Here is a 21621-nt window from a genome sequence, read left to right as displayed (position 1 = left end):
GAAAACGGTTCGACCGGACGAATGGAGAGGAACGACGATGAAGAGCAGGAACAGGGTGAAGGCAGGTGCGCTCGTCGCAGCGGCGATTGCGGGCGCGGGCGGGCTGGCGTCGCTGGCGACGGCGGGACAGCCCCCGGCACCGGCGGTGGCGCAGGACCGGCCCTGGGCGAACGCCCGGCTGACGCCCGAGGCGCGCGTCGCGCTGCTGCTGCCGCGGCTGACGCAGGACGAGAAGCTGGTCCTCGTCTTCGGCTATTTCGGCACCGATTTCCCGCCGAAGAAATTCAAGGCGCCCGTAGAGGCGCGCGCCGGATCGGCGGGCTATATCCCCGCCATCCCCCGGCTGGGCATCCCCGCGCAGTGGCTGACCGATGCCGGTATCGGGGTCGCGACGCAGGGCGGGGCTGCGCGCAAACGCGAGCGGACAGCGTTGCCATCGAACCTCGCGACCGCCGCGACCTGGGACCCCGAACTGGCGTATAAGGGCGGCGCGATGATCGGCGCCGAGGCGCGCGCATCGGGGTTCAACGTGATGCTTGCGGGCGGCGTCAACCTTGCGCGCGAACCGCGCAACGGGCGCAATTTCGAATATGGCGGCGAGGACCCGTTGCTGGCGGGGACGATGGTCGGCGCGCAGATCGCGGGCATCCAGTCGAATGGCATCATCTCGACGATCAAGCATTTCGCGATCAACGACCAGGAAACCGATCGCAACGCCGGCAATTCGGTGATCGATCCCAAGGCGGCGCATCTGTCGGACCTGCTCGCGTTCGAACTGGCGATCGAGAAGGGCAATCCCGGATCGGTGATGTGCTCGTACAACCGCGTCAACGGACCGTTCGCGTGCGAAAGCGCGTGGCTGCTCAAGGACGTGCTGCGCGGCGCCTGGGGCTATAAGGGCTATGTGATGTCCGATTGGGGCGCGGTGCATTCCACCGTCCCTTCGGTCGCCGCCGGGCTCGACCAGCAATCGGGCTATCCGTTCGACGAGAAGCCCTATCTCGGCGAGGAGCTGAAGAAGGCGCTGGCCGAGGGCAGCGTCAAGCCCGCGCAGCTCGATGCGATGGCGTCGCGCATCCTCTATGCGATGTTCCGCCACGGGCTGTTCGACCGCCCCGTGACCGATGCCGCGATGGACCTGCCCGACGCGATGCTCGCCAGCCACGCCGCGATCACCCGCGCCGATGCCGAGGACAGCATCGTGCTGCTCAAGAACAGCGGCGGCGTGCTCCCGCTGGCGGGCACCGCGAAGCGGATCGTGGTGATCGGCGGCTATGCCGACAAGGGTGTGATCGCCGGCGGCGGCTCGTCGCTGGTCTATCCCAAGGGCGGCAATGCCGTGCCCGGTCTCGAGCCCAAATTCTGGCCCGGCCCGATCATGTATTACCCCTCGTCGCCGCTCGATGCGCTGCGCCGCGCGCATCCGGGCGCGCAGATCGATTTCGTCGACGGCAAGGACGCGGCGGCGGCGGCCAGCGCGGCCAGGGCCGCCGACGTCGCGATCGTCTTCGCCACCCAATGGGCGGGCGAGGCGTTCGACGTGTCGCTGTCGCTCAAGGACGGGCAGGACGCGCTGATCGATACGGTCGCATCGGCGAACCCCAAGACGGTGGTCGTGCTCCAGAGCGGCGGCGCGGTGCTGACGCCCTGGGCCCCCAAGGTCGCGGCGATCCTGTCGGCCTGGTTCCCCGGCACCGCGGGGGGCGAGGCGATCGCCAATGTCCTGACGGGCAAGGTCAATCCCTCGGGCCATCTGCCGCTGAGCTTCCCCGCCTCGCTCGCCGAACTCCCGCACCCCGCCGAGCCCGCCAAGGGCGATGTGCAGTATACCGAGGGCGCAGCGGTCGGCTATAAATGGTACGATCTGAAGGGCATCCAGCCCGCCTACGCCTTCGGGCACGGCCTGTCCTACACGACGTTCGGCTATAGCGCGCTCTCGGCCAAGGCGTCGGCAAAGGCGATCACCGCCAGCTTCACCGTGCGCAACACCGGCGCAGTGCGCGGCAAGGCGGTGGCGCAGCTCTATGCCGCGGGCAGCGGCTGGGAAGCGCCCCGCCGCCTCGTCGGCTTCCAGAAGGTCGATCTCGCCCCGGCCAGTCGAAGCAGGTGTCGGTCACGATCGATCCGCGCCTCCTCGCCGATTATGACGATGCCGCGAAGTGCTGGCGGCTGGCGGCGGGAAGCTATCGCCTGACGCTGGGCGGCTCGTCGGCGGAGTCGGCGGCCACCGCGACGCTGACCCTCGGCGCCGCGCATCTGAAGCCCACGCCGCGCTTCTGCCCGGCGAAATGACCCACAGGCGGGGGCCTGCGCGTGTCGCGGGCTCCCGCCAATCGGTCTGGGGCATTTCGTTTTGTTGCTGCGCGTCCTAAATAGACGGGATGCTAGACCCTGCCGTCCCCGCTCACATCCTCTATTGCGCCTCCGACTATGAAGTCGTCCGCCCGGGGCGCTTCGTCCTGTGCGCGGTCAGCGGCGCGCGCATCTCGATCGACTCGCTGCTCTATTGGAGTGCCGAGCACCAGGAAGCCTATCGCGGCCCCGCCGAGGCGACCGCCGCGATGATGGCGGGGGGCGCGGCTAACCTCCCGCGCCCATAACCCCTCACCGTATCGGCGAGTTCGGGTCCAGCCGCATGTCGAGATAGCTGTCCACGCTCCCCATCAGCTGCTCCATCTCATGCTCGAAGAAATGGTTCGCGCCGGGGATGGTGTCGTGGTGGATGGTGATGTGCTTCTGCGTGCGCAGCTTGTCGACCAGCTTCTGCACCGCGCCCGGCGTGACGACTTCATCCTGTTCGCCCTGGATGATGATGCCCGACGAAGGGCAGGGCGCCAGGAAGGTGAAGTCGAACATGTTCGCCGGCGGCGCGACCGAGATGAAGCCGCGAATCTCCGGGCGGCGCATCAGCAGCTGCATCCCGATCCACGCGCCGAAACCGAAGCCCGCGACCCAGGTGGTCGACGCCTCGGGGTGGAAGCTCTGGACCCAATCCAGCGCGCTCGCCGCGTCGGACAATTCGCCGATGCCGTTGTCGAACACGCCCTGGCTCTTGCCGACGCCGCGGAAATTGAAGCGCAGCGTGGCGAAACCGCGCCGCTGGAACGTCTTGTACAGCTCCTGCGTGATGCGGTTGTTCATCGTGCCGCCGGCATTGGGATGCGGGTGGAGGATCATCGCAACGGGTGCGCGCGGGCGCGGCGCGGGGTTGAAACGCCCCTCGAGGCGACCTTCGGGACCGGGGAAAATGACTTCTGGCACTATAGCTCTGCCTTGAATTTGGAGCGCGCGGTGGAGCGCGGGGAGTTGCGCGCTATATAGGCGCGGCACGCCATGACGCAATTGGAACAGGATTTGGCCGACAGACTCTATCTCGATCACGCTGCGACCACACCGATTCTGGCGCAAGCGCGCGCGGCGGTGGCACAGGGGATGGAGCATTGGGCCAACCCCTCCTCGCCCCATGCCCAGGGGCGCGCGGCGCGTGCGGCGCTGGAGGATGCCCGCCGCCGCATCGCCGCCGCCTATGGCTGGCCGCACGAGACGTTGCTGACCGGCGGGGCAAGCGAATCGATCCAGATGGCGCTGGGCCGGTCGATGGCCGCGCGGCGGATCATCACCTCGGTCGAGCATGATTCGGTGCTCCGCCATGGCGAGGGCGCGGCGGTGCTGCCGGTCGATGCGGGCGGGATCGTCGATCTCGACGCCCTGCGCGCCGCGCTCGCCACGCCGGGCCGCGCTTTGGTCTGCGTCCAATGGGCGAATAGCGAGACCGGGGTGCGCCAGCCGATCGCCGCCATCGCCGAAATCGTCCACGCCGCCGACGCCATCCTGATGGTCGATGCCGCGCAAATGCCCGCGCGCGCCGACGATGCCGTGATCCGCCACGCCGATCTGGTCGTGGTGTCGGCGCACAAGCGCGGCGGGCCGCCGGGGGTGGGGGCGCTGCTCGTTCGCGATTTCGGAATGCTGCTGCCGATGGGCGGGCAGGAAAAGGGCTATCGCGCGGGGACCGAGAACCTCCCCGGCGCGCTGGGCTTCGCCGCCGCGCTCGCGGTGCCCGAGGATCTGCCGCGCATGGTCCGGCTACGCGCCGGGCTGGAGGCGGCAATCGTCGCGGGCGGGGGCGAAGTCGTGGGCGCCGACAGCCCGCGCACGCCGCTGATCGGCGCGTACCGGATGCCGGGCGTCTCCGCTGCCGCACAGCTTATCCGTTTCGACATGGCGGGCATCGCCGTCTCGGCCGGCAGCGCCTGTTCGTCGGGCAGCATGCGCCCCAGCCATGTCCTCTCGGCAATGGGCTGGAGCGAGCCCGAGCTGCGCGAAGTCGTCCGCGTCAGCTTCGGCCGGGGGACGAGCGAGCGCGAAGTCGGCGCGTTCCTCGATCACTGGCGCACGATCGCCGCCGAGGCAAAGGCGCGCGCGGCGTGATCTATCTCGATTACCAGGCGACGACGCCGCTCGCGCCCGAGGCGCTGGCCGCGATGCTCCCCTGGCTGGAGCGCCAGCACGCCAACCCGCACTCCCCCCACGCCCCGGACGCGCGGCAAAGGCGGCGGTGGAGGTGGCGCGCGACGCCGTGGCCGCGTTGCTCCCGCCCGGCGGCACGCTGAGCTTCACCAGCGGCGCGACCGAGGCGCTCAACTGGGCGATCCAGGGCAGCACCGGCCCGATCGTCACCTGGGCGACCGAACATGCCGCCGTGCTCGACACCGTCGCGGCAGAGGCGCGCAAGGGGCGCGCCGTGACATTGCTGCCGGTCGGCGAGGACGGGCTGGTCGACCTCGCCGCCGCCCGCGCGGCGATCACGCCCGGCACCGGGCTGGTCGCGGCGATGCTGGTCAATAACGAGATCGGGGTGATCCAGCCGATCGCCGAACTCGCCGCGCTGGCGCATGAAGCGGGTGCGCTTTTCCTGTGCGACGCAGTGCAGGGCTATGGCCGCGTGCCGGTGCCTGAGGGATGCGATCTGGTCGCGGTATCGGCGCACAAGATCCACGGGCCAAAGGGCATCGGCGCTTTGTGGGTCCGAGGCGGCGTGCCCCTCGCGCCGCTGCTCCATGGCGGCGGGCAGGAGCCGGGCGGACGCTCGGGCACGCTCTCGCCCGCGCTGTGCGCCGGGTTCGGCGCGGCGGCTACGCTGGCGGCAACGCGGCGCGAAGCCGACGCGGCGCACGTCGCGCGGCTGTTCGAGACGGCGTGCGAGCGGCTCCATCTCGCTCCCCTCCCTGCAAGGGAGGGGCCCCATCTCGCTCCCCTCCCTGCAAGGGAGGGGCTGGGGGTGGGTGGCGAGCAAAGCGAGCCTCCTGCCGCCGCGGTCAGGCCGCCGCCTTCGGCGCCGGCACCCACCCCCGACCCCTCCCTTGCAGGGAGCGACAATCGGATAGGGCAGCAAGAGCCCATAAACGCCGTCATCCCAGCGAAGGCTGGGATCCAATTAGCCGCTCCGCTGGATGAAGAAGCGCAGACGGAGCACCGAATGGATCCTGACTTTCGTCAGGATGACAAAGAGTTATCCCATATGCGATTGCCCTCCCTTGCAGGGAGGGGAGAGGCGGAATGGCACCTCAACGGCTCCCCCTCCGCCCGCTACCCCGGCAACCTAAACCTCCGCCGTGACGGGCTCGACGTCGCCCGGCTGATGTCCGATCTGCGCGACATCGCCTTTTCGGCGGGCTCGGCCTGTGCCAGTGGGTCGGGACGGCCCAGCCATGTCCTGCGTGCATTGGGCCTCAGCGATGCGCAGGCGCGCTCCAGCATCCGGCTGGGGTTCGGGCGCTACACCACCGAAGGGGAAGTGATGGAGGCGATCGACCGCATCGAGGCAGCGGCGCGCGCGCAGCAGGCGGCGGCATGATCCGCGTCCGCTTCGTCAGCGCCGACGGCGCCCGGCTCCGCGAAGTCGAGGGCGGGGAGGGCGACCGCCTGCTCGAACTCGCGCAGAATGACGGCCAGCCGCTCGAGGGCACGTGCGAGGGGCAGATGTCGTGCTCGACCTGCCATGTCATCGTCGCCGACGAGGATTTCGAACGCCTGCCCCGCGCGAGCGAGGAGGAGGAGGACATGCTCGACCTGGCGGTGGGTGCCACGCGGACCAGCCGGCTGGCGTGCCAGATCCTGCTGACTCCCGATCTTGACGGCCTGACGGTGCGGATGCCCCCCGGACACCGCGACATGCAGGGGCGCTGAGGACAGCGAAATGCGCTATGGCGCATTCGCGGCACCGGCCCGGTCCCCCCGCCCGGCCAGTGCAATCGCAGCTGAGTTTGCGCACTTAGTTTTACTTCGTCATGCTGAACTTGTTTCAGCATCCAACGCGCCACAAGCTGCGAATTCCCGTGTTGCGCGTTGGACCCTGAAACGAGTTCAGGGTGACGGAAGCAGATAAAACGCCGTCCGATGTATGCGGGCGGAGGACGGCGCTGCCCTGAAGTTCGTTCTTTCGCGAGCTTTCAAAAAGTCGCTGAGCGAGGGTTCGGTCGGGCAGCGGAGCCGGGGCGAGGGAACCTATTGCCCCGGTCGGAGCTTCGGCAGGAGCAGGGCTCTCCCTGCTTCGGAGGAAGTTACAATGAAGGCATTCATGATCGCAGCGGTTGCCGCTGCGGGATTTTTCGCGATTCCGGCGTCCGCCAGCGTCGTCGCACCCGCAACGGCCACGCCGCTCGTGACCGCGTCGGCGATCGCAGCCGCGACGACGGCGGAGCAGACGCGCGTCGTCGTCCGCGAAGATCGCCGCCGCTCGGGCGTGCGTCGCGGGCATCGCCGCAATGCCACGCGCACCGTCTGCACCAATCGCTGGCGCAACCATCGCCGCATCCGCACCTGCCGCCAGGTGCGCGTCCGCCGCTGATGCCGATGCGGGGGAGCGTCCTTCGGGGCGCTCCCCCGCCGCTTCTCAACCCCTTGCCACGCCCGGCGGCTTCCCCCATATGCGCCGCGGGAGTCGGGCGGACGCAGTCGTCGCCAACCTGGTCAGGTCCGGAAGGAAGCAGCCACAACGATTTCGCTTCGGGTCGTTCCGGCTCCCACCTTTCCATCACCCGCCCGTCACGAACGGCACAGCCTGTGCCACACAAGGTTCGTCGTGCCGGATCGCGAATCCGCTGTCCTACAACCGGGCCCTTATGGCAGGAACAAAGGATGACCTCGCGCACCCCCGCCATCCCCGCATCGCCGCCCCCGCGGGTCGGCGCGCGCGCGCGGGGGCGCGTGCCCGCATGCGCGCGGAAGCCTAAACTTCGTAAACTTCGCACTCCCGCATCGCCGCCGCCATGGGTATGGCCGCGCGCAGGGAACCGGGTGGGCGCAGACCCGCACACGCCTAAACTTCGTAAACTTCGCCTCCCCGGCGCCGCTCGCCCTTCGACACCCGGCCCGTGTCCGGCTAGGGTGGGCTGACATGTCCGATTCCTTCCTAAGCCTCGACGAACCGCCCCAGCCAAAGGCCGAGGCCTATCGCGTCCTGGCGCGCAAATACCGGCCCCAGACCTTCAGCGAACTGATCGGGCAGGACGCGATGGTCACCACGCTGGGCAATGCGATTCGGCGCGACCGGCTGGCGCATGCCTTCCTGCTGACCGGGGTGCGCGGGGTGGGCAAGACCTCGACCGCGCGGCTGATCGCCAAGGCGCTCAATTGCGTCGGGCCCGATGGCCATGGCGGCCCGACGATCGATCCGTGCGGGGTGTGCGAGCCGTGCCGCGCGATTGCCGAGGGGCGGCATATCGACGTGATCGAAATGGACGCCGCCAGCCATACCGGCATCGACGACATCCGCGAGATTATCGAGGCGTCGCGCTATTCGGCAGTCTCGGCGCGCTACAAGATCTACATCATCGACGAAGTCCATATGCTGTCCAAGGCGGCGTTCAACGGGCTTCTCAAGACGCTGGAGGAGCCTCCCGCGCATGTGAAGTTCCTGTTCGCGACGACCGAAGTGAACAAGGTGCCGGTGACGGTGCTGTCGCGCTGCCAGCGTTTCGACCTGCGCCGCATCCCCGCCGAGCTGCTCGCCGCGCATTTCGCCCGCGTGTCGGAGGCGGAAGGGGTGGAGGCCGAGCCCGAGGCGCTGGCGCTGATCGCGCGCGCGGCGGAGGGGTCGGCACGCGACGGGCTGTCGATCCTCGACCAGGCGATCGCGCATGCAGGGATCGAAGGCGAGGGGGTGCGCGCCGAAGCGGTGCGCGCGATGCTCGGCCTGTCCGATCGCGGCGCGATCCGCGACCTTTTCGGCCTGTTGCTGGCGGGCGACGCGCTCGGCGCGCTGGCGTCGCTGCGCGGGCAATATGACCTTGGCGTCGATCCGCAGGCGGTGCTGCGCACGCTGCTCGAGACCGTCCACGGCGTCACCCTGGTCAAGCTGGGCAGCGTGCCCACTGCGGGCCAGTCCGCCGAGGAACTGGGCGCGCTCGAACGCTGGGCGTCGGGGCTGTCCTTCCCCGCGCTGCATCGCCTCTGGCAATTGGTGCTGCGCGGGCACGACGAAGTGGCAAAGGCCGCGCTGCCGATCGAGGCGTGCGAAATGGCGCTGCTGCGCGTGATCCACGCCTCGCAGCTCCCCGACCCAGGCGAACTGGCGCGGCAGATCGCCAGCGGCGCCGTCGCGCCTGCCGCCCCCGGTGCCGCACAGCCTGCCGCGCCCGCGATGCCGGGCAGCATGGCCGAGCTTGCCGCGCATCTGGAGGCCAATCGCCGGCTCCAGCTTGCGCAACAGGTGCGCGATTATCTGCGCCCGGTGCGCTTCGACGGCGCCGACGTGCACTTCGGCGCGGCGCGGAGCCTGCCGCATGATTTCCTCCGCGATCTCGCCGCGGCGCTGCGCGACACGACCGGGGTCAACTGGCGGCTGCAGCTCGTCGAAAGCGACGCCCCGACGCTGCGCGAGGAGCAGGCCGCGAACGAAGCCGCCGAGCGCGCGGCGGTGTTGCAATCGCCGCTGGTGGCGGCGGCGCTCGTTTCCTTCCCTGAAGCCGAACTGATCGGCTGGACCACCCGACGGAGTATGCAGGCATGAAGAGCCTCGAAGACATCATGGCCATGGCGCAGAATGTGCAGGCCGAACTGACCAAGGCACAGGCGAACCTCGACACGATCGAAGTCGAGGGCGCATCGGGCGGCGGGCTGGTGAAGGTCAAGGCGACCGCCAAGGGCCGGATCATCGGCGTGACGATCGACGAATCGCTGCTGTCGCCGTCGGAAAAGGGCATGGTCGAGGATCTGGTCGCCGCCGCGCTCAACGATGCGCGCGCCAAGGCCGATGCGGCGTCGAACGAGGCGATGAGCAAGATGACCAGCGGCATCCCGCTTCCGCCGGGCTTCAAGCTGCCGTTCTGATCGCATCGAAAGCGGAACAATCTCCTATACTTGCCGGTTGCGCCGCCAGGTATCAGGAGGAGAGTGACATGGTTGAACGCGTTGTGGAGCGCACCGACGGCGTGACCGGCGAGCGTGTGGTCGAGACCGAAACGGCGACTGGCCCGGTGATCGTCGAGCGCCGCAGCAGTGGAGGTGGCCTGTTGATCGGGCTGGTGCTGCTGATCGCCGTGATCGTCGGCGCGGTGTATCTGATCAACCAGAACAACCGCGAGAATATCAAGACCAACGCCGTCACCAGCGCTGCCGAAAGCGTGGGCGATGCGGCGAAGGACGTCGGCGGCGCGGCGAAGGATGCGGCGAAGAAGATCGACTGATCAGCGCAGGCAGGCGTCGAGCCCGCCGCCTGCCACGACGCCGATCCGCTTGCTGATCGTGTTGCCATAACGGCGCGTGAACCCGCGCGGATCGATCGCGGCGCGCTTCTTCGGAAGCGGGAGCACCGCGGCGATCTGCGCGGCCTCGTGCGAGGTGAGGCGGGATGCGTCATGCTTGAAATAGCGCATCGCTCCGGCGTTGACGCCGTACGTGCCGATCCCGGTCTCGGCGACGTTCAGATACACTTCCATGATCCGCCGCTTGCCCCAGATATTCTCGATCAGGACGGTGAACCACGCCTCCATCCCTTTCCGGAAATAGCCGCCGCCCTGCCACAGAAAGACGTTCTTGGCGGTTTGCTGGCTGATCGTCGACCCGCCGCGGATGCGCCCGCCCTTCTGGTTGCGGCGATAGGCCTGTTCCAGCGCGTCGATGTCAAAGCCATGATGCTGGCAGAAGCGCGAATCCTCGGCGGCGATTGCGGCGCGGGCCATGCTGGGATCGATCCGCGACAGCGGCATCCAGCGCTTGGTGACGCCGTGGCCCCCGATCACATCGCCCGCCATCGTCAGCGTGAAGGGCGGGGGGACGAACTTGTAGAGTGCCACCCACAGCAGCGACCCGACCACGAACACCACCACCGCGCGCAGCACGAACACCAGCGCGCGGCGCCACAGCGGCTTGCGGCGGCGAGCGGATGCTTCCGCCGCCCGCAAGGGGGCGAGATCGGGCATCGGGGGCGGACCCAGCGGCGGGCCCGCCGCCGGATCAAAGCCGGGGGATGGGGGCCGACCGGGCGGCGGTGGCGTTGGGATCAAACGGCCGCCAGCAGCCGCTTTTCGCCCGCCAGCCGCATCATCGCCTTTTGCAGCTTCTCGAACGCGCGCACTTCGATCTGGCGCACCCGCTCGCGCGACACGCCATAGACCTGGCTGAGCTCTTCCAGCGTCTTGGGGTCGTCGGTCAGCCGGCGTTCGGTCAGGATGTGCTTCTCGCGCTCGTTCAGGTCGTCCATCGCCGAGGTCAGCATCTCATGCCGCACATCGGCTTCCTGCGCGTCGGCGACGACGGTGTCCTGCAGCGGCGAATCGTCCTGGAGCCAATCCTGCCACTGGCTCTCGCCATCCTCGCGCATCGGCACGTTGAGCGACGTGTCGCCGCCCATCGACATGCGCCGGTTCATCGACGTCACTTCGTCCTCTGTCACGCCCAGGTCGGTCGCGATCTTGGCGAGGTGCTCGGGGCTCAGGTCGCCGTCCTCGAACGCATCGAGCTTGGCCTTCATCCGGCGCAGGTTGAAGAACAGCTTCTTCTGCGCCGCCGTGGTGCCCATCTTCACGAGGCTCCACGAGCGCAGGATGAATTCCTGGATCGAGGCGCGGATCCACCACATCGCATAGGTGGCGAGGCGGAAGCCGCGATCGGGCTCGAACTTCTTCACGCCCTGCATCAGCCCGATATTCCCTTCGGAAATCAGCTCCGATACCGGCAGGCCATAGCCGCGATAGCCCATCGCGATCTTCGCCACGAGGCGCAGATGCGACGTCACGAGCTGTGCCGCAGCTTCGGTATCGCCATGCTCCTGGAAACGCTTGGCGAGCATATATTCCTGCTCGGGCGCCAGGATCGGGAATTTCTTGATCTCCGCCAGATAGCGGTCGAGGCTCGCCTCTCCGCCGAGTGCGGGGATCGTCGCGGGGACATTGCTGCCGCTAGCCATGATCACATTCTCCCTTCACTGGGCGCCGGTCCGGAAGGACGGCGCCACATAAATCATACGACAAGAGTATCGAACAGTTCCTGCATATCCGCAGGGATTTCACTATCGAACGCCAAAGCGTGGCTTTTCACCGGATGAATGAACCCTAGATGGGCCGCATGCAACGCCTGCCGCTGGAAACCCAGGGTTGCCAGAAGCTGGCGGTGTTGAGGACGTGTACTTCCGTACACCGGATCCCCTACCAAGGGATGACCAATCGACGCCATGTGCACCCGCACCTGATGCGTCCGCCCGGTTTCGAGCCGGCACTCGACCAGCGATGCATCCCGAAGTTGATGAAGTTTACGCCAATGGGTGATCGCGTGCTTGCCCTGGTCCTCTCGGACCACCGCCATTTTCTTTCGGTTGGTCGACGATCGCCCGAGATTGGCGTTCACGGTCCCTTCCGACGTTTTGAGCTGTCCTGACACAATAGCCTTATAGCGGCGATCGATTGAATGGGACTTGAACTGCCGCGCCAAACCTTCGTGCGCGCGATCGGTTTTTGCGGCGAGCATCAGCCCCGATGTGTCCTTGTCGATCCGGTGGACGATGCCGGGCCGGGCGACGCCGCCGATCCCGGACAACTGCCCCGCGCAGTGGTGGAGCAGCGCGTTGACCAGCGTCCCGTCGAGGTTGCCCGCCGCCGGGTGGACCACCAGACCGGCCTGTTTGTCGATCACGATCAGGTGCTCGTCCTCGAACACCACGGTCAGCGCGATGTCCTGCGCGATGTTGTGCGCGGGTTCGGGCTCGGGAATCGCGACGCTGAACACCGCGCCGCCGGGCGCCTTGCGCGCCGGATCGCGGGCCAGCCCCTCGGGGCCGGTGACCTGGCCCGAGGAGATCAGCGCCTTCAGCCGCTCGCGCGACATCGTCGGCACTGCATCGGCAAGCGCACGATCGAGACGCCAGCCATCCGCCGTGTCTGCGATCCGTGCTTCGATGATGGAAACCCCCCGGCTCATTGCCTAAGGTAAATGGGCATGGCGATACGCATTTCAAGATACGTACTGAACGGTATTAAATCCCTGTCCGCCGACGCGGCGCCGCGCGAGGCGTGCGGGCTCTTGTTCGGCGAGGGCGCGACGATCGCTGACTTTTCGGTGACACAGAATGTGGCCGCGAATCCACATCGGCATTTCGAGATCGACCCGGCGGCGCTGTTCGCGGCGCTGCGGGCGGAGCGCCGCGGCGGCCCGCGCATCCAGGGCTATTGGCATTCGCACCCCAGCGGCGACGCGCAACCCTCGATCACCGATGGGGCAATGGCGGCGCCCGACGGCAAGCTATGGGCGATCGTGGCGGCGGGGGAGGTGCTGTGCTGGCGCGCGGGCGGCGAGGGCCTGCACGGGCGGTTCATGCCCGTCGCTTTTGTCGAGGCCGACGAACCAAGTGTCTGACATAAATGAAACAAACGTGGCCCGGGCGCCACAGCTTCGTTTATTACAAGCCCGGAAACATCGTGACGACTTTGTGAAACGTCGCCCCTCCTAAAGCTAGCCCCAGCGCATGCCGCCGCGCCCTTCGCGCGCCGCGAGCATGCCTTCCAGGGAGCTTAGAGTATGAAGAGTAAGACGACGCGCTATCTGTTGGCATCGACGCTGTTGATGGGCATGCCGCTCGCCGCGCACGCGCAGGACAGCAGCGCCCAGGACGACGCATCCAGCGAGATTCTGGTGACGGGCAGCCGCCTGTCGAACCCCAATCTCGGCGCTGCGCCGGTTACGGTGGTCACCGCGGACGAAATCCTGCTTTCGGGCCAGGTCAATATCGAGAACATCCTGAAGGAACAGCCGCAGCTGGTGCCGAGCCTGACCTCGGCGTCGAACAACCCCGGCGGCGGCGTGTCCACCGCCGACCTGCGCGGGCTGGGCGCAGAGCGGACGCTCGTGCTGGTCAATGGCCGCCGCTACGTCTCGTATGACTCGACCCAGATCGTCGATCTCAACACGATTCCCGCCGCGCTGCTCGAGCAGGTCCAGGTCCTCACGGGCGGCAGCTCGGCGGTCTATGGGTCGGACGCCGTCTCCGGGGTCGTCAACTTCATCACCAAGCAGGATTTCCAGGGTATCCGCGCCGATGCGAACTACCGCATCACCGGCGAGGGTGACGGCGCGACGTTCAACACCAATTTGCTCGTCGGAACCAACTTCGCCGATGGCCGGGGCAACATCACGCTGTACGGCGACTATACCAAGCGCAACGGCATCGTGCAGGGCGACCGCGCCTATTCCTCGTCGGCGCAGACCGATGACGGTGAAGGCGGGCTGGTCGCGGGCGGATCGGGATCGATCCCGGGCACGCGTTTCGCAATCGCCGGCGTGCAGCGCAAGTTCGAGACCGACGGCAGCTATTCGGCGTACACGTCGCCCGGCGACCTCTATAACTACGCCCCTGACAATTACCTGCAGGTGCCGCAGGAGCGCTACCTGCTGAGCGGCCAGGCGCATTTCAAGGCGAGCGATCACCTCGAGCTCTATGCCGAGGGCCAGTTCATCCACAACAAGGTCAAGAACCAGCTCGCGGCGACGCCCTTCACCGGATCGGTGCAGCTCGACACGGACTCGTCGTTCCTGTCGGCCAGTTCGCAGGCGCTGTTACAGGCCGCGGACACCGATGGCGACGGCTATGCGACCGCGTCGATCTATCGCCGCATGAATGAAGTCGGCCCGCGCATTTCCGACCTCGACAGCAAGGCCTATCGCGGCGTCTTCGGCGTTCGCGGGCAGATCACCGGCGACTGGAACTACGACGCCTATTTCAGCTATGCGCGCACCGAGCAGGTCGAGAACCAGATCGGCAACGTATCGCGCAGCCGGATGCTCCAGGCGCTCAAGACCAGCTATGATTCGTCGGGCAACCTGGTCTGCTCGGACACCAGCAATGGCTGCGTTCCAATCAACATCTTCGGCGCGGGCAATGTGAGCGACGCGGCGGCGTCCTTCGTCGCGATCACGACGCGCAATGCCTCGACGATCACCGAAAAGGTGGTGAGCGGCGCGATCACCAACAATAACCTGTTCGATCTGGGCGCGGGCGCGGCGAAGATCGCGGTGGGTGCCGAATATCGCGACGAATATGGCAGCTACAATCCCGACGCGGCGCTGTCGTCGGGCGATGTCGTCGGCTTCAACGCCAGCGAAGGGCTCTCGGGCGGGTATAACGTCAAGGAGCTTTTCAGCGAAATCCTGGTTCCGCTGATCGCCGACAAGCCGTTCATCAAGATGCTCGAATTCAGCGGCTCCTATCGCTATTCCTATTATTCGACGGCAGCCAAGTCGGTGAACACCTTCTCCGGCGGGCTGGTGTGGACGCCGGTCGACGATATCAGCTTCCGCGGCAAATTCTCGCGGGCGGTGCGCGCGCCGACGGTGTCCAACCTGTATAGCGGCGCGTCGCAGGACTATCCGACCGCGACCGATCCCTGCACGCTGAAGGACGAAGTGACGAACTCCAGCCTGGCCGCGCAATGCGTTGCGACCGGGGTTCCCACCAGCGCGCTGGGCACGTCCTATGACGGCGGCAGCACGCAGATCGAATCGGTGACCGGCGGCAGCACGTCGCTGCGCGAAGAGACCGCGAACACCTATACGCTGGGTGTCGTGTTGCAGCCGCGGGTGCTGCCGCGCTTCTCGCTCACGATCGATTATTACCGGGTCAAGGTCGACAACTATATCCGCCGCACCGGCACCGCGAACATCGTCCGCGCCTGTTACGGCGACGCGAATAATGGCTGGGTGGGCTATGACACCAGCTATTGCGGGCTGCTGCCGCGCGACACCAACAGCTATGCGATCACCGGCGCGGTCGATTATCTGACCAACACCGGCGGGATGAAGAGCCGCGGGATCGATTTCGAGGCACGTTACTCGGTGCCGCTCGCATTCGGCCTGGATTCGGACAGCAGCACGCTGGCGCTGCGGCTCAGCGGCACGCGGCTGCTCGCATGGGAATATACCCCGATCGCAGGGCTGAGCGCGATGAAGACCGATTGCGCCGGCAAGTTCGGGGTCACCTGCGGCAATCCCTATGCCAAGCTGCGGCTGTCGGGCCGTGCGACCTGGGATGCGGGCTCGACGCGGCTGTCGGTGGCGTATCGCCACTTGTCGGGCGTCAACGACGACGACGATACGACGGCTTATACGGTCGAGCGGATCAAGGCGTATGACTATTTCGACCTGTCGGCGGCGTTCGACATCGCAAAGGCGTTCACCTGGACGATGGGTGTGAACAACCTGTTCGACCGTCAGCCCCCGATCCTGGGCGACAATCAGCAACAGGCGAACACCTATCCTTCGACCTATGACCCCTATGGCCGGACCTTCTTCACCGGGGTCTCGCTGAAGTTCTGATGCCGGGCGGGGGAGCGGCGTCGATGCCGCTCCCCCGCTGCGTTCAGAAGCGCGTCAGTGCCACAGCACGTCGCATGACAGGAAATAGCCGCGTCCGCGCTTGGTACGGATCAACTCCCAATGTTCCGGACCGAGCGCGGCGCGCAGCCGGCTGACCAGAACATCCGCGCCGCGCGGGTTGCGAGCCAGGCCCTCCGCCTCGGTTTCGCCGAGAAGTTCCTCGCGGCGAAAGACGTGACGCGGGTTGCGCAGGAACCGCATCAGCAGATCGGCCTCTGCGGTGCGTATGCGGCGCGATCGGCCGTCGGCGGTGTGGAGCAGCCGGAGCAACGGATCATAGCGCATCCCTGCAAAATGGGCATCCTTGTCGCGCCCCGCGACATCGTCGGCGTCGGGCGACGCGGCCCGCCGCGCGAGCAGCGCACGCACCACCGCCAGCATCTCGGCGGGGCTGCAACGCTGGTCGACACAATGGTCCGCGCCCAGCTCCAGCGCGACGATCCGGTCGGTTTCGGTCATCCCGTGGCCGGTGACGACCATCGCCGCGGGATGCGCGACCGCGCTCGCTTCGCGCAGCAGGTCGAGCCCGAGCGGCCCGGCGATGCGCAGGTTGAGCATCACCATGTCCCATTGGGTATGCGCGAGGCGATTGCGCAACCGCTCGACATCGGTGCATCGGCAGACCTGCATCCCCTGAAGCTCGAGCGGCCTCGCCAGCTGCTCGACGCTCGCGGCGTCGCTGTCCGCGATCAGCACGCGTCGCCCGCCCAATATGGGCCCAGCGGCATTGAAAAAGGCGCGTGGCGCCGAACGGAGCGTCCAGCTTGTTTCGTTCACATCATCTGCTCGCCGTCAAAAGGGGGGACGGACAGGGTGTGGCGGCGATCTCACCAGTCGATTTCGCTGCATTGCGGGACGTCGCAGCTTTGTGGGCGCAATGCGGCACGACCGTGGGAACGTTTCGCCCCCGCGCCACGTTGGCGTTGCTCCTTTGGTTCGGGAGTAAATGCAATGCTTTGGACGATCGTCGTCATCCTCGTGATCCTGTGGCTGCTCGGATTCACCTTCCATATCGGCGCCGGGCTGATCCACATTCTCCTCGTCGTGGCGCTCGTCGTCGGGCTGATCCAGCTCTTCTCGGGGCGTCGCCGGCTCTAGACTCGTTTTCAGCTTCGCTGAATCGGTACCGGCCCGCTCCCCCGCCCGGCCACCCAACGGCAGTATTCCTAGGGGTGGCCGGGCGGGGGAGCGGGCCGGTACCGCCCTGTTTCAGTTCCACTGAAACAGATTCAGTTGGGTTGCAGCTTCTCCCCGGGTGCGCCAAAGAGAGCGCCCGGGGAGGCTGGAGCGCCATTCTTTGAACATCAATCCAACCGACTTTGCGAGCCTGCTCTGTTCCAGGCTGTGCCATGACCTGCTGAGCCCCGTGGGCGCGCTCAACAACGGGCTGGAACTGCTCGCCGACGAGCAGGACCCCGAAATGCGCGCGCGCTGCCTCGAGCTGCTGAGCGAGAGCGCGAAGGCGAGCGCCAACAAGCTGAAATTCTTTCGCCTGGCGTTCGGCGCCGCGGGCGGCTTTGGCGAGACCGTCGACACGCGCGAGGCGCAGGCGGCGATCGAGGGGCTGTTCGGCGACAATCACCGCGTTACGATCGGCTGGATGGTCGAGGACCCGGTGCTCCCCAAACAGGCGATCAAGGTGCTGCTCAACCTCGCGCTGATCGGCGGCGACGCGCTGGTCCGCGGCGGGCAGCTCGATATCGGCGCCGAGATCGTCGATGGTAATATCGAGATCGTAGTCCGTGCCGACGGCCCGCGGATCGTCCTCGACCCCGAATTGCGCAGCGCGCTGGCCGGCGGCCGCGACGACGTACCGATCACCCCGCGCGCGGCCGCTGCGTTCCTCGCGCACGAACTGGTGACGCAGGGCGAGGGGATGCTCCAGGTGAGCCCGCCCGATTCCGAAGTGCTGCTGTTCGGGGCGAGTTTCCGGGTGGGTTGAGGCTGCGGTGCAGCGCTAAATCAGCGGGCTCTCCGCGCGAGCGCGTTCGACAAGCTGGCTGAAAAGCGCCGTCAGGCTTGGCAGGATCGTTGCTATCTCCGCGCCTCGCGCCAAGGAGTAATATCGGTCAACCTCATGCCCGATGCCGAGTGCGCCGAGCTGGATCACGCCTGCCTCCTCGATTTCGCGAATGACCCGGCGGACGTCTCTCTCGAGGTAGTCGTTGCTGTTCTCCCGGAGCGTCGAGTCATCGACCGGCGCGCCGTCGGACAGGACGACCAACAGTTTGTAGCGGCGATCACCTTTGGTCATGCGCGCAGCGGCCCACGCCAAAGCCTCGCCATCGACATTCTCTCGTAAAATGTCCGGATGAAGCATCGCGCGCTGGGAAGACGTGCTCCAGAGGTTTTCGGAGGCCGACTTGTAGACGATATGCATCAATGCGCAGAGTCGACCGGGCCTGCGCGGGCGGCCGGCTTTCAGCCATTTCGCGCGCGCGAACCCGCCGTGCCATCCTGCCGTTGAGAAACCCAGAACCTCCGTCTGGACCTCGGCGGCAGAAAGCGCGGCTTCGAACGCTGCCAACGCCGCCACGATCGCGGCGATGGGTTCGCCCTTCATTGACCCGGACTGGTCAACCAGCAAAGTCACGGCGAAATCTGATCCGTGGCTGCCCAGGACCGCGCGCAGGGTGGCGTCCGGTGCCTCCTGCTTTTCGGCGAAGCGATCGGTGAGAGATTGGGCTTCCCCCCAACCCGAACCGTCGGTGTCGCGCCACTTTGGCTTGTCCGGGCTCGCGCTTGCGAGGGCTTCGGGAAGGTTGCCCGCTCCGACTTCCACGTCGAACTCGCGCGTGAAGACACGGTAAGGTGCCGCAACGCCCGCATTTGCACCCGGAACACCGGCCAACAATTTACGCCAATCGAACATTGCAGCCCTCTCACAGAGGCAGCCCGTCTCATTGTACCAAGGCTAACGCCCTCTTAACACCACTAGCGGCATAGTCAGGTGCGCTGTCAAATGCACCCGGGGCCCCATGGACGACCTGCTGCCAGAATTCATCGCCGAGACGCGCGAGACGCTGGAGGCGCTTTCGGGGGAGATCGTCGCGTGGGAAGCGCAGCCGGACGATGGCGCGCGGCTCGATGCGATCTTCCGCTTCGTCCATACTGTAAAGGGGAGCTGCGGCTTTCTCGACCTTCCCCGGCTCGGGCGGCTCAGCCATGCGGCGGAAGGGGTGCTTGCCGAGGTGCGCTCGGGCACCCGCACGCCCGATCGCGCGCTGGTCAATGCCGTGCTCGCGGTGGTCGACCGGATCGGCGAACTGGTCGAGGCGATCGATTCGGGGATGAGCCTCGAGGATGGCTGCGACGACCTGTTGATCGCCGCGCTTGCCGAGGGCGCGCAGGAAATCTCGCAGGCGGCGGCGCCGCATCGCCCGCGCGCGCCTGCGCGCAGCGTGCGGCTGAACGTCGATCTGCTCGACCGGATGATGAGCGGCATGTCCGACATGGTGCTCGCGCGCAACGAACTGGCGCGGCGGCTGCGCGGCGGCGATGTCGATCCCGGGATCGAAGCCGCGCTGGAGCGGCTGTCGCTCACCGTGGGAGAGATGCGCGACACCGTCACGCGCACCCGGATGCAGCGGATCGACGCGCTGTTCTCCGCGCTGCCCCGGATGGTGCGCGATACCGCGGCGGGGCTGGGCAAGTCGGTGACGCTCCAGATCGAGGGCGCCGATGTCGAGCTGGACCGCGAGATGATCGAAGTGATGCGCGATCCGCTGGTCCATATCGTGCGCAACGCGATCGATCACGGCATCGAGGCGCCGGGCGAGCGCCGGCTGGCGGGCAAGCGCGAAAACGGCCGGCTGGTCGTATCGGCGCGGCAATCGGGCAACCAGATCGTCATCGAGATCGCCGATGACGGCCGCGGGATCGATACCGAGCAGCTGATCCGCAAGCTTGCCGCCGCCGGGCGCGACGAGCGCGCGTTGCGGGCGCTGCCCGAGCGGGCCCGGCTGGCGCTCGCGTTCGAGCCGGGGCTGTCGACGAAGGACGAGGCGACCGAGGTTTCGGGGCGCGGCGTGGGCATGGACGTGGTCCGTGCCGCGATCGAGCAGATTGGCGGGCGCGTCGAACTGGACAATGCGCCGGGCAAGGGGCTGCGGCTGGCGATCCATGTCCCGCTGACGCTGTCGATCATCTCCGCGATCATCGTCGGCGCGGGCGACCAGCGGTTCGCGATCCCGCGCCAGGCGATCGAGGAGATCGTTACCGATCGCAGCGCCGCGATCCGGATCGACGTGCTGGGCGGGGCAAAGGTGGCGACGGTGCGCGAGCGGCGGATGCCGCTGATCGACCTCGCCGAACTGCTGGGGCTGCCGCGCCCCGAACAGGCCGGGCCGCGGATGCTGGCGATCCTGGGGGTGAGCGAGGGATGCTATGCGCTCGCCGTCGATACCGTGCTCGACAATGAGGAACTGGTGATCAAGCCCGCATCGCCCGCGGTGATGGCGACCGGCGTATATGCGGGGCAGACGCTGCCCGATTCGGGGCTGCCGATGCTGATGCTCGATTGCGCCGGGATGGCGACCGTGGCCGGGCTGCGCTTCGCCGCCGCTGACGGCCAGGGCGCCGACGAGGATGCGCCGGCGCCGGTGCCCAGCGGGATTCCCGCGCTGCTGTTCTGCGACCTGGACGGGGTGCGGCGCGCCGTGCCGCTCGTGGCGGTGGACCGCGTGGAATATGTCGACGCCGCCAGCGTCCGCTTCGCGGCGGGGCGCTTCCGCGTTCCGATCGAGGGGCGCATCCTGTCGCTGGCGGTCCATGGCGATATCCCGGCGCAGGGGCGGCTCAACCTGTTGCGGCTCAAGGATGGCTCTGCCGAAGTCTGCTACGCGATCCGGGAGGCGATCGACATTATCGAATTGCCCGACGCCCTCGCCCCCGCGCGCGATCCGGGACGGGTTGCCGGGGTGGTGCTGGTCGGCGACGAGCAGATCGAATTGCTCGATATGCTCTGGGTATTCGGCGAACATGCCGATCGCGAGGCCGAGGAGGATGCGCCGCTGTGCCTGATCGCGGGGGATAGCGACGGATGGATGGCGTCGTTCATCCGCCCGCTGCTCGAATCGGCGGGGTATCGCGTCGCGGCACAGCTTTCCCCCGGTGAGACCGCGGCAGTCGTGCTGTCCGCCGACGAAGCTCCGGCGGCGACGATCGACGCGGCGCCCATCGTGCGGCTGCGGCGTCGCCGGGCCGCTGCCGGCGAAGGCGACGACAGCGTCTATCGCTACGATCGCGCGGGGCTGCTCTCCGCGCTCAAGGCCCGCATGGCCGGAAAGGCGCGCTGATGGCGCATCTCTATCTGATCGCACAGGTCGCCGGGCGCACCGTCGCGATCGATTCGGACCAGGTCGAGTCGGTCGTCGATATCGGCGAAGTGACCGCGGTTCCGCGTGCATCGCGGCACGTCCGGGGGCTCGCCGCGCTGCGCAGCCGCGTCGTGACCGTGATCGATACCCAGTCGGCGCTGGGGCTGGACGCGGCGAGCACGGCGCGGCGCGCGGTCATCACCCATGTCGACGGGCATCATTATGCGATGCTGGTCGATGCGTTGGACGATGTCGCGCCGTTCGACCTGTTGCCGTTGGGATGCGCCATCACGCTGGAGGGGGCGTGGCAGGGCGCGGCACGGGGTATCGTCGAGCGCGACGGCGAGCCGTTGCTGGCGATCGACCTGTCCACGCTGGTGCCGCACCACGCCGCAGCAGATTGAGAAGGCGGGTTAATACGGCGCTTACATTTTTGCGC

The 21621-nt window shown here is 67.4% G+C and carries 20 protein-coding genes, 1 other RNA gene and 1 pseudogene; 16 read left to right on the top strand and 6 right to left on the bottom strand.

The window, feature by feature from the left end; all coding sequences use genetic code 11:
* The first annotated feature begins 37 nt into the window (after nucleotides 1–37).
* A pseudogene (locus TS85_RS09630) lies at nucleotides 38–2292 on the top strand (beta-glucosidase).
* Between the two features lie 89 nt (nucleotides 2293–2381).
* Nucleotides 2382–2600, top strand: a complete 219-nt coding sequence (locus tag TS85_RS09625) for a DUF2093 domain-containing protein (RefSeq protein ID WP_044331855.1) — start codon at nucleotides 2382–2384, stop codon at nucleotides 2598–2600.
* A 4-nt stretch (nucleotides 2601–2604) separates the two neighbouring features.
* On the opposite strand, the gene TS85_RS09620 is transcribed toward TS85_RS09625, so the two are convergent.
* Nucleotides 2605–3261: an alpha/beta hydrolase gene (locus tag TS85_RS09620; RefSeq protein WP_044331853.1), complete on the bottom strand. Its 657-nt coding sequence runs from the start codon at nucleotides 3259–3261 to the stop codon at nucleotides 2605–2607.
* Nucleotides 3262–3333: 72 nt separating this feature from the next.
* Here TS85_RS09620 and TS85_RS09615 point away from each other — a divergent pair, with 72 nt between their 5' ends.
* The 8 genes from TS85_RS09615 (at nucleotide 3334) to TS85_RS09585 (ending at nucleotide 9689) form a co-directional block, all read left to right on the top strand.
* On the top strand, nucleotides 3334–4431 hold the full coding sequence (locus TS85_RS09615; RefSeq protein ID WP_044331851.1) for a cysteine desulfurase family protein: 1098 nt from the start codon (nucleotides 3334–3336) through the stop codon (nucleotides 4429–4431).
* A 133-nt stretch (nucleotides 4432–4564) separates the two neighbouring features.
* The gene (locus TS85_RS26090; protein WP_265102109.1) at nucleotides 4565–5857 is read left to right on the top strand and encodes a cysteine desulfurase family protein; all 1293 of its coding nucleotides are present in this window, start codon (nucleotides 4565–4567) and stop codon (nucleotides 5855–5857) included.
* Nucleotides 5854–6189, top strand: coding sequence for a 2Fe-2S iron-sulfur cluster-binding protein (locus TS85_RS09605; protein WP_044331850.1), 336 nt, complete (start codon nucleotides 5854–5856; stop codon nucleotides 6187–6189). Before TS85_RS26090 ends, TS85_RS09605 begins: the two co-directional genes overlap by 4 nt.
* Before the next feature lie 379 nt (nucleotides 6190–6568).
* On the top strand, nucleotides 6569–6850 hold the full coding sequence (locus tag TS85_RS09600) for a hypothetical protein (RefSeq protein ID WP_044331849.1): 282 nt from the start codon (nucleotides 6569–6571) through the stop codon (nucleotides 6848–6850).
* 85 nt (nucleotides 6851–6935) lie between these two features.
* An RNA gene (ffs, locus tag TS85_RS24595) (signal recognition particle sRNA small type) lies at nucleotides 6936–7033 on the top strand.
* Between the two features lie 366 nt (nucleotides 7034–7399).
* The gene (locus TS85_RS09595; protein WP_044331848.1) at nucleotides 7400–9013 is read left to right on the top strand and encodes a DNA polymerase III subunit gamma/tau; all 1614 of its coding nucleotides are present in this window, start codon (nucleotides 7400–7402) and stop codon (nucleotides 9011–9013) included.
* Nucleotides 9010–9333, top strand: coding sequence for a YbaB/EbfC family nucleoid-associated protein (locus TS85_RS09590; protein ID WP_044331847.1), 324 nt, complete (start codon nucleotides 9010–9012; stop codon nucleotides 9331–9333). Before TS85_RS09595 ends, TS85_RS09590 begins: the two co-directional genes overlap by 4 nt.
* Nucleotides 9334–9401: 68 nt before the next feature.
* Nucleotides 9402–9689 (top strand): hypothetical protein, encoded by a 288-nt coding sequence (locus tag TS85_RS09585; protein ID WP_227698741.1) that lies wholly within the window; start codon nucleotides 9402–9404, stop codon nucleotides 9687–9689.
* On the opposite strand, the gene mtgA is transcribed toward TS85_RS09585, so the two are convergent.
* The 3 genes from mtgA to TS85_RS09570 form a co-directional block, all read right to left on the bottom strand.
* A complete protein-coding gene (mtgA, locus tag TS85_RS09580) occupies nucleotides 9690–10424 on the bottom strand; it encodes a monofunctional biosynthetic peptidoglycan transglycosylase (RefSeq protein WP_077228541.1) in 735 nt (244 codons plus the stop codon).
* 80 nt (nucleotides 10425–10504) lie between these two features.
* Nucleotides 10505–11410, bottom strand: a complete 906-nt coding sequence (rpoH, locus tag TS85_RS09575; RefSeq protein WP_044331846.1) for an RNA polymerase sigma factor RpoH — start codon at nucleotides 11408–11410, stop codon at nucleotides 10505–10507.
* Nucleotides 11411–11463: 53 nt separating this feature from the next.
* Nucleotides 11464–12417, bottom strand: a complete 954-nt coding sequence (locus TS85_RS09570) for an RluA family pseudouridine synthase (RefSeq protein ID WP_044331845.1) — start codon at nucleotides 12415–12417, stop codon at nucleotides 11464–11466.
* Nucleotides 12418–12435: 18 nt separating this feature from the next.
* On the opposite strand from TS85_RS09570, the gene TS85_RS09565 reads away from it, so the two are divergent.
* Both TS85_RS09565 and TS85_RS09560 read left to right on the top strand, forming a co-directional pair.
* Complete coding sequence (locus tag TS85_RS09565) at nucleotides 12436–12852, top strand: M67 family metallopeptidase (RefSeq protein ID WP_044336115.1); 417 nt, start codon at nucleotides 12436–12438, stop codon at nucleotides 12850–12852.
* A 162-nt stretch (nucleotides 12853–13014) separates the two neighbouring features.
* The gene (locus tag TS85_RS09560; RefSeq protein ID WP_044331844.1) at nucleotides 13015–15804 is read left to right on the top strand and encodes a TonB-dependent receptor; all 2790 of its coding nucleotides are present in this window, start codon (nucleotides 13015–13017) and stop codon (nucleotides 15802–15804) included.
* 54 nt (nucleotides 15805–15858) lie between these two features.
* On the opposite strand, the gene TS85_RS09555 is transcribed toward TS85_RS09560, so the two are convergent.
* Entirely contained in the window at nucleotides 15859–16641 is a 783-nt protein-coding gene (locus tag TS85_RS09555) for a response regulator transcription factor (protein ID WP_077228540.1), read from the bottom strand.
* Between the two features lie 174 nt (nucleotides 16642–16815).
* Between TS85_RS09555 and TS85_RS25340 the strand changes: the two genes are divergently transcribed.
* Nucleotides 16816–16962 carry a lmo0937 family membrane protein gene (locus TS85_RS25340; protein WP_155006356.1) on the top strand — a complete coding sequence of 49 codons (147 nt, stop codon included), beginning with the start codon at nucleotides 16816–16818 and terminating at the stop codon, nucleotides 16960–16962.
* A gap of 199 nt (nucleotides 16963–17161) precedes the next feature.
* Nucleotides 17162–17806: a histidine phosphotransferase family protein gene (locus TS85_RS09550; RefSeq protein ID WP_044331842.1), complete on the top strand. Its 645-nt coding sequence runs from the start codon at nucleotides 17162–17164 to the stop codon at nucleotides 17804–17806.
* Between the two features lie 15 nt (nucleotides 17807–17821).
* Here the strand turns inward: TS85_RS09550 and TS85_RS09545 are convergent, their stop codons facing one another.
* The gene (locus tag TS85_RS09545; RefSeq protein WP_052507826.1) at nucleotides 17822–18736 is read right to left on the bottom strand and encodes a cobaltochelatase CobT-related protein; all 915 of its coding nucleotides are present in this window, start codon (nucleotides 18734–18736) and stop codon (nucleotides 17822–17824) included.
* A 106-nt stretch (nucleotides 18737–18842) separates the two neighbouring features.
* Between TS85_RS09545 and TS85_RS09540 the strand changes: the two genes are divergently transcribed.
* Both TS85_RS09540 and TS85_RS09535 read left to right on the top strand, forming a co-directional pair.
* Nucleotides 18843–21161 (top strand): chemotaxis protein CheA, encoded by a 2319-nt coding sequence (locus TS85_RS09540; protein WP_044331840.1) that lies wholly within the window; start codon nucleotides 18843–18845, stop codon nucleotides 21159–21161.
* Nucleotides 21161–21586, top strand: a complete 426-nt coding sequence (locus TS85_RS09535; RefSeq protein ID WP_044331839.1) for a chemotaxis protein CheW — start codon at nucleotides 21161–21163, stop codon at nucleotides 21584–21586. The genes TS85_RS09540 and TS85_RS09535 overlap by 1 nt, the downstream gene beginning before the upstream one ends.
* Nucleotides 21587–21621: the final 35 nt, after the last annotated feature.

The organism is Sphingomonas hengshuiensis, assembly GCF_000935025.1.
GTDB classification, from domain to species: Bacteria; Pseudomonadota; Alphaproteobacteria; order Sphingomonadales; family Sphingomonadaceae; genus Sphingomonas; species Sphingomonas hengshuiensis.
The sequence above is the reverse complement of the archived record's forward strand: the minus strand, read 5'-3'. Positions and strand labels throughout refer to the sequence as shown.

Excerpts from the sequence above, each read along its gene's own strand:
- TS85_RS09535 (WP_044331839.1), top strand. The coding sequence starts at position 21,161 with ATGGCGCATCTCTATCTGATCGCACAGGTCGCCGGGCGCACCGTCGCG.
- TS85_RS09600 (WP_044331849.1), top strand. The coding sequence starts at position 6,569 with ATGAAGGCATTCATGATCGCAGCGGTTGCCGCTGCGGGATTTTTCGCG.
- TS85_RS09595 (WP_044331848.1), top strand. The coding sequence starts at position 7,400 with ATGTCCGATTCCTTCCTAAGCCTCGACGAACCGCCCCAGCCAAAGGCC.
- TS85_RS09545 (WP_052507826.1), bottom strand. The coding sequence starts at position 18,736 with ATGTTCGATTGGCGTAAATTGTTGGCCGGTGTTCCGGGTGCAAATGCG.
- TS85_RS09585 (WP_227698741.1), top strand. The coding sequence starts at position 9,402 with ATGGTTGAACGCGTTGTGGAGCGCACCGACGGCGTGACCGGCGAGCGT.
- rpoH (WP_044331846.1), bottom strand. The coding sequence starts at position 11,410 with ATGGCTAGCGGCAGCAATGTCCCCGCGACGATCCCCGCACTCGGCGGA.
- TS85_RS09560 (WP_044331844.1), top strand. The coding sequence starts at position 13,015 with ATGAAGAGTAAGACGACGCGCTATCTGTTGGCATCGACGCTGTTGATG.
- TS85_RS09570 (WP_044331845.1), bottom strand. The coding sequence starts at position 12,417 with ATGAGCCGGGGGGTTTCCATCATCGAAGCACGGATCGCAGACACGGCG.
- TS85_RS09615 (WP_044331851.1), top strand. The coding sequence starts at position 3,334 with ATGACGCAATTGGAACAGGATTTGGCCGACAGACTCTATCTCGATCAC.
- TS85_RS09590 (WP_044331847.1), top strand. The coding sequence starts at position 9,010 with ATGAAGAGCCTCGAAGACATCATGGCCATGGCGCAGAATGTGCAGGCC.
- TS85_RS09565 (WP_044336115.1), top strand. The coding sequence starts at position 12,436 with ATGGCGATACGCATTTCAAGATACGTACTGAACGGTATTAAATCCCTG.
- TS85_RS09540 (WP_044331840.1), top strand. The coding sequence starts at position 18,843 with ATGGACGACCTGCTGCCAGAATTCATCGCCGAGACGCGCGAGACGCTG.
- mtgA (WP_077228541.1), bottom strand. The coding sequence starts at position 10,424 with ATGCCCGATCTCGCCCCCTTGCGGGCGGCGGAAGCATCCGCTCGCCGC.
- TS85_RS09625 (WP_044331855.1), top strand. The coding sequence starts at position 2,382 with ATGCTAGACCCTGCCGTCCCCGCTCACATCCTCTATTGCGCCTCCGAC.
- TS85_RS25340 (WP_155006356.1), top strand. The coding sequence starts at position 16,816 with ATGCTTTGGACGATCGTCGTCATCCTCGTGATCCTGTGGCTGCTCGGA.
- TS85_RS09605 (WP_044331850.1), top strand. The coding sequence starts at position 5,854 with ATGATCCGCGTCCGCTTCGTCAGCGCCGACGGCGCCCGGCTCCGCGAA.